The organism is Candidatus Phytoplasma stylosanthis (genome assembly GCF_032886435.1).
GTDB classification, from domain to species: Bacteria; Bacillota_I; Bacilli_A; order Acholeplasmatales; family Acholeplasmataceae; genus Phytoplasma; species Phytoplasma stylosanthis.
The window spans coordinates 1-8,870 of sequence record NZ_JAUZJP010000014.1 but is presented as its reverse complement, the minus strand read 5'-3'; the positions used below and the strand labels follow the sequence as shown (position 1 = coordinate 8,870).

The 8,870-nt window shown below is 16.4% G+C and carries 7 protein-coding genes, 2 tRNA genes and 1 pseudogene; 1 reads left to right on the top strand and 9 read right to left on the bottom strand.

All coding sequences use genetic code 11. The features are described 5' to 3' along the window. A partial coding sequence (locus tag Q8777_RS02030; RefSeq protein WP_318749454.1) for a hypothetical protein occupies window positions 1–332 on the top strand: 332 nt, incomplete at its 5' end. Between the two features lie 339 nt (window positions 333–671). On the opposite strand, the gene Q8777_RS02025 is transcribed toward Q8777_RS02030, so the two are convergent. From Q8777_RS02025 to Q8777_RS01985, 9 genes and pseudogenes are all read right to left on the bottom strand, one after another. Further along, entirely contained in the window at window positions 672–1,085 is a 414-nt protein-coding gene (locus Q8777_RS02025) for an HIT family protein (protein ID WP_318676511.1), read from the bottom strand. Window positions 1,086–1,143: 58 nt separating this feature from the next. Continuing rightward, complete coding sequence (gene rnhC / locus Q8777_RS02020) at window positions 1,144–1,875, bottom strand: ribonuclease HIII (RefSeq protein WP_318749374.1); 732 nt, start codon at window positions 1,873–1,875, stop codon at window positions 1,144–1,146. A gap of 379 nt (window positions 1,876–2,254) precedes the next feature. After that, window positions 2,255–2,818, bottom strand: a complete 564-nt coding sequence (locus Q8777_RS02015) for a signal peptidase I (RefSeq protein WP_318676509.1) — start codon at window positions 2,816–2,818, stop codon at window positions 2,255–2,257. A gap of 202 nt (window positions 2,819–3,020) precedes the next feature. Continuing rightward, window positions 3,021–3,113: transfer RNA gene (locus Q8777_RS02010), tRNA-Ser, on the bottom strand. Window positions 3,114–3,389: 276 nt separating this feature from the next. Beyond that, window positions 3,390–6,653, bottom strand: a complete 3,264-nt coding sequence (locus tag Q8777_RS02005; RefSeq protein WP_318676508.1) for an SbcC/MukB-like Walker B domain-containing protein — start codon at window positions 6,651–6,653, stop codon at window positions 3,390–3,392. A 1-nt stretch (window position 6,654) separates the two neighbouring features. After that, window positions 6,655–7,266 (bottom strand): DUF4194 domain-containing protein, encoded by a 612-nt coding sequence (locus Q8777_RS02000; RefSeq protein WP_318676507.1) that lies wholly within the window; start codon window positions 7,264–7,266, stop codon window positions 6,655–6,657. A gap of 107 nt (window positions 7,267–7,373) precedes the next feature. Then, entirely contained in the window at window positions 7,374–8,171 is a 798-nt protein-coding gene (locus Q8777_RS01995; RefSeq protein ID WP_318676506.1) for an HAD family hydrolase, read from the bottom strand. A 144-nt stretch (window positions 8,172–8,315) separates the two neighbouring features. Then, a tRNA-Leu gene (locus tag Q8777_RS01990) sits at window positions 8,316–8,403 on the bottom strand. A gap of 78 nt (window positions 8,404–8,481) precedes the next feature. Beyond that, window positions 8,482–8,870: pseudogene (locus Q8777_RS01985) on the bottom strand (DAK2 domain-containing protein); the annotation flags it as partial.

Sequence of the window (8,870 nt, the reverse complement as noted above, 5' to 3'; positions counted from 1 at the left end):
GTGCTCAAATAAGTTCACCTTCTTATTTCTTAGGTAGTGAACAGGTAACATTCCGAATCAAACCGCCTTTCAGTAGTGTATTATCAAGAAAAGATTTAGGTTGGTTAGATAATAATGAACCTCAAACAATAAAAGATGTTATCTATAAATCAAATACTGGTTTAAATCCAGCTGATTTACAAATAACTGATATTAAATCAACAAGTTCTCAAATAAGTTCTTATTATAAAAAAAAAGAAAATTGTTTAAATAATAATTTTTTTATAATTTTATTTTTCATCTTTATTTTTGTTTTTTTTAAAATTATTTTTTTAAATAAAAAAAAAATTTAGATTTATTTAATTTTTATAAATAAAAAATCAACTTTAAAATAGTTGATTTTTATTTTATATTTTTTATTAATAAATAAAAATATTTATAATATAAAAAAATTTTAATTTTTTTAAAAATTCTTTTTTTTATAAAAAAAGAATCAAAAAAAAAATTTAAAATAAAAACTAATAAACAAAATACAAAAAAATGATAAAACAAAAAATTAAGTTTAATTTGAGTTGTGATAATTTAATTTCTCTGCGATTCGCTTTTTTTGTTGTTGTTTTTTAACATTTTTTTCTTTTTCATATTTTAACTCAAAAAAATGAAAAAAATTTTTATTTTTTTAAAAAATAATTTTATAAATTTTTTAAAATTTTATCTCTAATTTTTTCATAATCGTTTTTTTTTAATTTATTACTATTATCATTAAAAATTATTTTTAACTCTTCAGAAGAAAAACGAGGAAATAAATGAACATGATAATGCTGTATTGTTTGACCTGAAATTAAACCATTATTATTTAATAAATTAATTCCTGAACAATTAAAAGTTTTTATTAAAACCTTACTTATCTTATGAACTATCATAAAAATATGTTGAAAAACATTTTCGGGAATATCTTGAATATTAATATATTCCTCTTTAGTAGCTACTAATGTATGACCTTGAGTTGCTTGTATAATATCTAAAAAAACAATTACTATTTTATCTTCGTAAAGAATATAACCAGGAATTTCTTTTTTAATTATTTTAGTGAAAATAGTATTCATTATATAATAACCTCTTTTTTGTATAAAATAAAATTTTTATTTTAAAGAAAAAGATATTTTATTTATCAATATTTTTGATATTTTTTTTGATATTTTTAAAATTACATTTTGCTATTTTTTGAAAAAAAATTAAATTTTTTTTTTGATAAATTTGTTTAATTTGTTCATCTACTTTATAACTTGCTCCTAAAAACAAATTAATACCTATTTTTTTATTTATTTTTTTCATTTCATTTAAAAAAATACTTCTCGCAATAATAGAGGCTAAAGCGACACTCATATATTTAGAATCTGCTTTTGTTTCAAAAATAATATCTTTATAAATTTCTTTTTCTTCTTTTAAATAATTGAAATAGAGTTTATAATTAACAAATTGGTCTAAAATGACAATTTTTTTTTTTATTTTTTTGGAAATATTTAAAATTGTATGATTATGTGATAATGCTTTGATTTTATTTAAATTATAAATTTTATTTAATTTATTATATTCTGAAGGAGAAACAATTTTTACTTGATATAAAAATTTGCCTTTAATTTCATTCATTATTTTTTGAATTTGAAAGGGAGATAATTTTTTAGAATCTTTGATGTCTATTTGTTTTAAAAAAGGAATTTGTTTTTGATTAACCAATACAGCACAAAAAACGATTGGTCCAAAAACATCACCAGTTCCAACTTCATCAGATCCTATAATATTTTCATTTTGTTGTTCTAATGATTTAAATAAATTATTTTTTTCTAAAAAATGGCAATTTAAATTCTTTTTTATTTCTTGTTTTTTCATAATCATTTTTATTATTTTATATTTTTATAATATCAAAAATATAAAAATTAATATTTTTTTATATTTTAAACAAATTTAATTTTTAAAAAAATTATTATATATTTGAGAATTAAAATTTTAAAAATATTTAAAAATAATATTTAATAAAAGAACTATCTTTTTGTATAAAAAAGATTTTCAAATTTAAATTATTTTCTAATTTTTTAAAAATATATTTTAATTTAAGATTTTTTTATTTTAAACATTATATAAAGATAACTCAATATATTTTATTTATTTTTAGATAATTTTTTGTTTTCTGAATAATTAAATTTTAGAAATAAAAATAAATATTATTTATTAAAATACTATGAAATATTTTTTTATTATAAATATTTCTTTTGATTTATATTTTTTTTTGGAATTTTTTTAACAAAAAAAATATAATTTTGGGTAAAAAGATAATAAAATATAATAAAAATATTAAAAAGTAAGGTTTTTGAATAGTGTATACATGTTTTCCGATTATATTATCATAAGAAGTAGATTCATCTCTTCTTCCTTCGTTATTATCTCCTAATGTTATAATTTCTCTATTTTCTTTATTATTCTCTATTATTCTATGAATAATAGGATCATTTGTAATATTTTCATTTTTAAAAACAACAATATCGCCATCTTTATTTAAATCCGAAGAAGAAGGTTTTAAATTATAGCACTCTTCATCAGAAATTTTTTTAATTATAACTATATTTCCTTTTTCTATATCAGGAAACATGCTATTACTTGCAACTTTATAAAAATTGAAATAAGAAAAATTTAAAACTTTTTTATGATCTTTTATAGTGATATTTAAAATAAAAATAAAAAATATGTAAATAAAAAATAAATTAAAAAAAATATTAAATAAAAAAGATAACTTTTTTTGAAAGTAAAAAAAAATTCTTTTATAATTAATTTTATTATTCATTTTTATTTTGCTTTATAATACTTTCGTTTTTTGATATTTTTATAATATTTATTTTCTAAAAATTAAAAATAAATATTTAATTTATTTTGTGATTTATAAATAAATATTTAAAAAATTATTTTAATAATTACAAAATGTCTTAAAAATGATATTCATTAATAAGATAAATTATAAAAAAATATTTATTTTATTATTTGAAAATTGGCGGAGTAGAAGGGATTCGAACCCTTGCACCAATATCTTGGACTACGTCCTTAGCAGGGACGCCTCTTATAACCTACTTGAGTACTACTCCTAATTGGAGAAGAAAATTATTTTTAAAATATTCAAAATATTATATATTTTAATTATAATATAAATTTTGAATTTATATATAAAAACAAAAACATTTTCAATAAAATATTGAACTTAAAAAAAATATTTTTTAAAGATGAATATAAAAAAATTTCTTTTTTTTATTTATAAATATATTTCCAAAAAATTATTAAAAAAATAATATATTTAAAAAATAAAAAAGTTAATTTGATAAATGAAAAAAAATATAAAATATAAAAGTATTTTTTTTAATTTATTAATTCTTCATAAAATTTTCTACGATAGCATAATTTTTTTCTTTGATAACAACTAAATTTGTTTTAGTATAAGGGATAATATTAACAATTCTTTGAGGTGGAATAGCTATGACAAATTGCATTTTCAAACTATTAAAAAAAGACATCATTGATTCTATTCTAGATTCGTCCATGTTATTAAAAGCTTCATCAAAAAAAACTAATAATCCTTTATTTTCACTATTTTCTGATAATAATTGTTCAAAACAAATAGATATAATAATATAAAAAGGAACTTGGGTTTCTCCACCTGATTTTTCTCTAAAATTTTTGGAAAAAAAAGAAAAATTACCTTCTTGATCATAAATTTTAATATCATAACTTAAATAATTACGATAATCCAAAAAAGAATGATAAATATTTTCATATTCTTTTTCAAAATATATTATTTTTTGAAATAATTCATCTAAAAAAACATTTTTATAAGCATCATTGTTTTTTTCAATATATGAATTTATTTTGTCTAAATTATTGAAATCTGTTAAAAAAGAATAATATTTTTTATATTCGGGTTCTTCAGAAGGTTTAATAACAATTTGATAGTAATCGTTTCCAAAAGGTTTATTTTTTAAAACTTGATTCAATTTTTTGATTTGTTGTTGTGCTTCTATAATACTTTCTCTTAATTTATTAATAAATTCTTCTTTAAAAATAATCTCTGTTTTTAAACTTAATTCTTTAATTTCTTTTTCATATTCTATTAAATTTTTAGAATTAATTAAATTATATTCTTGCAAAAAAAAATAAAAATTTTCTAATTTAGGTTTAATATTAAATAAATTATAATTATTTATATATATTTTCATTAAAGAAATTAAATCTATTTGAAAATTATTTTTTTGCTTTTCTATTTTTTTATTTTCTTCTTTCAAAGTTTGAAATATTTTTTCATAATTATTAGGTTTTGTTTCTATATAAATATTTGATTGTGTTTGAGTATATTCTATTTTTTCTTTTTCTTCTGATAATTTTTTTTTTTCTAAAAAAATTTCTTGTTCTAAATTTTTAATTTTAATCTCACAAATATTTTTTGTATTTTTGGTTTCTGCTATTTGTAATAATATTTCATCTAATTTATTATTTTTATTTTTCTTATCTTCTTTTAATTTTATAATATTTTCTTCTATAATAATTATTTCATTATTATTTTTTAATTTATCTATTTCTTTTTGCAAATTAATGTTTTTATTTTCTATTTCTATTTTGTTTTTTAATAATTTTAAATAATTAAAATTAATAAAAGAATACATTTTATTTTTAGAAATAATTTCTATTAACTTTTCATTTTTGTTTAAATGTTCTTTTTTTTGGATTAAATTTTTTTTTTGAATATCTAATTCTTTTTCAATAATATCCTTACGTATTTTTGAAGAATTGATTCCTATATAAGGTATTTTATATATTTTAGGATTTATTTTTTTAGCAGTATAATTACTATATAACATAACTTGTGGAGTGATAGCTATTTTATGTTTTGTTAAATTTTCAATATTTGTTTCACACTTTACATTTGATAGTAATATCCTAACATATTTTAAAGCATTTGAATTATCACTTTTAATATAAGAAGCTAAACTATCATAATTAATAGGTATTTCAGGAATTTTTGATATATTTATTAAACCTATGTCATAAATTTTTAAATCATCTTGCAATTTACCGTATATTTTTAACGCAATATTAAAATATTTAGGATCAATAATTAAATTAAATTTTCTATATCCTAAAAAACCTTCTATTGCATTTCGCCAGATTTCATCTTTTATTTCTATTAATTCACACAAGGGATAAACAAAAATATTTTCATTGTATATTTTTTTTAATTCTTCTTTTAATAAAAGAATTATTTTATTAAAATTATTATTTTGAGAAAAAGAAGTATAATTAATCATTTTAATTTCATGATTATTATTATCAATTTTGTTTTGTAATATAATAATTTCTTTTTTTAAATTATCTTTTTCTATGTTAAAATCGATTATTTTTTTTGATAGATAATAAGATATTTTTTGAATATCATCTTTTAATGAAAGAAAATTTTCTTCTAATGTTATTTTTTGAAAAAAATTATTAATTTTAAAATAACTTTCTTGAAGAAAAGTATCATCACTTTCTAAAAATGATAATTTTTTTAAAATAATGACTTCTTCTTGAAGTTTTTTTTTAAAATCAAGTATTTGTTTTTCTAATTCATTTAATATTTTTTCATTTTGTTTTAAATTTTTTGTAAAAGAATTTAAATAAAAACTTAAATTATTTTGATTCTTATTAGTTTGTAAATCTAAAATATTATCATTTAAAATTTCTATGCTTTCTTTATATTTTGTTTTTTCTAACAACAAATTATCCAATTGTAAAGATAAATTTTCTTTTTGTTTGTTGAAATATTTCAGATCTGACTCGTTTTTTTTTAATTTCAATATTTTTTCAATTAAATTATTAATTTTTATTTTTTTTTCTAAAGAATCTATTTTTTTTTTGATTTGAACGATTTCTTCTAATTCTTTTAATTTTTTATTTTCAAATTCTATTTGATATTCAATTTTTTTTAATTGTTGGACATTATTTTTTAAATTATTTATTTTTATTGGGTTTTCTTCTAATAAAAAATCAAAAATAAATTTTTGAAGATTTAAAGGTTTGAAAGCTAAAGCTTTAGGTAATATTTTTAAATATTTAATTATATTAATTCCTAAATATTCGCCAATTGCAGTTTGATATTGTTTTTTAGTATCAAAAAAATTAAAATCTTTTTTATAATTTCTTAAATATTCTTGTACTTCTTTAGAATTTTTTGGTTCATTTTTAGAAACAAAAATTTCTGACTTTAAATTAAAACCAGAAATAAGATAAAATGATTCCTTTAAAATTCCTCTTAAGGAAAGTTCTAAAATACATCCAAAAATAGTATATTCATTTTTATTAGAATCATAAAACTCTAAAACAATATGTGTAATAACATCTTGATTTCTTAAAAATTCTTTATTTTCAAGTCCGATCTTTCCTTTGATATAACTTTCTAATGAGCGTTTAGCATTATCATTGGCCGCTATATTGAATTTAATATTATTTTTTTCTCCTATTAAAACATATTGTAAAGCATCTATTAAAGTTGATTTTCCTGAACCATTTTCTCCTGAAATTAAAACATTATCTTTAATTTCTATACTTTGAAAAGAAAATAAATGCCAATTTATTAATTGTATTTTAGTTAATTTTTTCATTTTAATTATTTTTATTTTCTTTAGAATTAAATATTTTTTGGTATTCTTCGATCATATCTAAATCAATTAAATAAATAATAGAAGGATAAATTTGAATAATCGAATCATCTTTTAGAATATCATTATCATCTATCAAATTGATTATATTGTGTTTTTTTAATAAAGATAAAATATTTTTTATCTTAGATTTATTTAATTTTTTTATTTCTTTATAATTGATATTATATAATTTGTGATAAATATCTTTTAAATAGATTTGAATAATATTATTAGCTGTAGTTTCTTTTTTATCTTGGAACAAAACTCTTAATATTAATAAAATTAAACTTTCTTCTTTTTTTAATTTTAATTTATTAAAATTGAGTAAGTTTTTTATAAAAATAACTCCGTCATATTTTTTAATTTCTAGCTTAAAATCTATTAATTTAAAAAAAGAAGAAAAAAGTTTTTCTTGCAGTAAAATAAAATGATAATCATTTATATCTTCTTTTTTTTGAATAGTTAAATAATTTACTTGAAATAATTTATTCACAATTCGAGAAAATATTTTTTTTTCTTGTTCTTTTATTTTTTTAAAATTATCAACAAAAATATCTATTTCTTTTTCTTTCATTTATTAAAACCTTTGATTTTTAAATAAAATAATAAATAATAAAAAATATTTTATCATTTACAATAACTAATAAAATTAATTAAAAATTTTTTTCAATTTTTTTGAAATTAACATAAATTATGTTTTTTAAAAAAATCAAACATTTTATTTTCATTAATATGAGGAGCTTTTAAATTTGATTTTTTAAAAATTTCGTCATATTCGGAATTTTCCATCGCAATACCAATATCAGCTAATTCTAACATTTCTAAATCATTACAACCATCACCGGTACAAATTAATTCATAATCAGGATATTTTTCTTTAATTTTTTTTACTCCATAAGCTTTTGAAATATTTTTTATTGTTAAATCGATATGATCATTCCAAAAATAACTATTAAAATAATTTAATTTTTTCAAAAAAGGTTCTATTTTATTTCTTTGTTCTCCGAAAATATTAATTAAGAAAATTTTTTTTTGTAAGTATAATTTATTATTAATAGAAATCATAAATTTTTTTTGCCATTCTTTTATTATCTCTAATTGTTTTATATCATTATTATAAAAAAAGGATGTTTCATCGATACTTACACATGAAGCGACAATTTTATTACCTTCAGAAGATAAATTTTGAATTATTTGTAAAATATTTTCTATATATTGAATATTAATAAAATTTTCATCGATAATTTTATTATTTTCTAAAACTAAAGCACCATTTGTAAGAACTAAATATTTGAAATAAGGCAAAAGATCACTAATGATATTTAAATTTTGATAATTTCTTCCAGTTGCGATGCCTAATATATTATTATTATTTTGATATAATTTCAAAATTAATTTTTTTGTTTGTGATAAAACTTTTTTTGAATTTTTGCTATATAAAGTTTCATCAATATCAAAAAAAAATAATCTTTTTTTCATTTTGATATCCTCTTTTTTTAAACATTATTTTTTTAATTTTTCTCTTGTATTCTTTAAATAAATTTTTAAATATAAAAAAAACATATATCTAATTGATTATATAGAAAAAATAAAAAAAAGAGATAAATTTAAAAAAATATTATTTGGTGTGGATAATGAGATTTGAACTCACAAGAGAAAAATTCTCACATGCCCCTCAAACATGCGCGTTTACCAATTTCGCCATACCCACAAAAAAATGAATCTAATTTTTATAATAAAAAATTAGATTCATACAAAAAAATAAATAATTTATTTTTTTCAAAAAAAATTATTCTAAAACAAAAACATAAGGATAAATTTCATTATCATTTTGTATTTTTTCTATTTCTAAATTAGGAAACTTTTTTTCTAAAAAAAATTCTATTTTTGATAAATTTTTTTTAGAAATATCATTTGAATCATAGAAAATAGTTAAAAAATTATTAAAATTATGAATCATTTTTTTTAATAAATTTTTGGTTATAATGAATAAATCTTTATTATTTTCTATAATTTTTTTTTTAAAAATAGATAAAAAATGTTCTTTGGGGAAAATATTTTTTTCTTTATTGTAAAAAATAGAGTTCATAACTTCCCCTACTTTAATTTTTTTAATATTTTCTTTGATATTTTTTAAATTTTTTTCTAAAGAAATACTTATATCAAAAGTTAAAAGAA

Bases quoted from the DNA above. Each gene is read 5' to 3' on its own strand.
- Q8777_RS02000 (WP_318676507.1), bottom strand. From the start codon at position 7,266: ATGAAAGAAAAAGAAATAGATATTTTTGTTGATAATTTTAAAAAAATA.
- Q8777_RS01995 (WP_318676506.1), bottom strand. From the start codon at position 8,171: ATGAAAAAAAGATTATTTTTTTTTGATATTGATGAAACTTTATATAGC.
- rnhC (WP_318749374.1), bottom strand. From the start codon at position 1,875: ATGATTATGAAAAAACAAGAAATAAAAAAGAATTTAAATTGCCATTTT.
- Q8777_RS02015 (WP_318676509.1), bottom strand. From the start codon at position 2,818: ATGAATAATAAAATTAATTATAAAAGAATTTTTTTTTACTTTCAAAAA.
- Q8777_RS02005 (WP_318676508.1), bottom strand. From the start codon at position 6,653: ATGAAAAAATTAACTAAAATACAATTAATAAATTGGCATTTATTTTCT.
- Q8777_RS02025 (WP_318676511.1), bottom strand. From the start codon at position 1,085: ATGAATACTATTTTCACTAAAATAATTAAAAAAGAAATTCCTGGTTAT.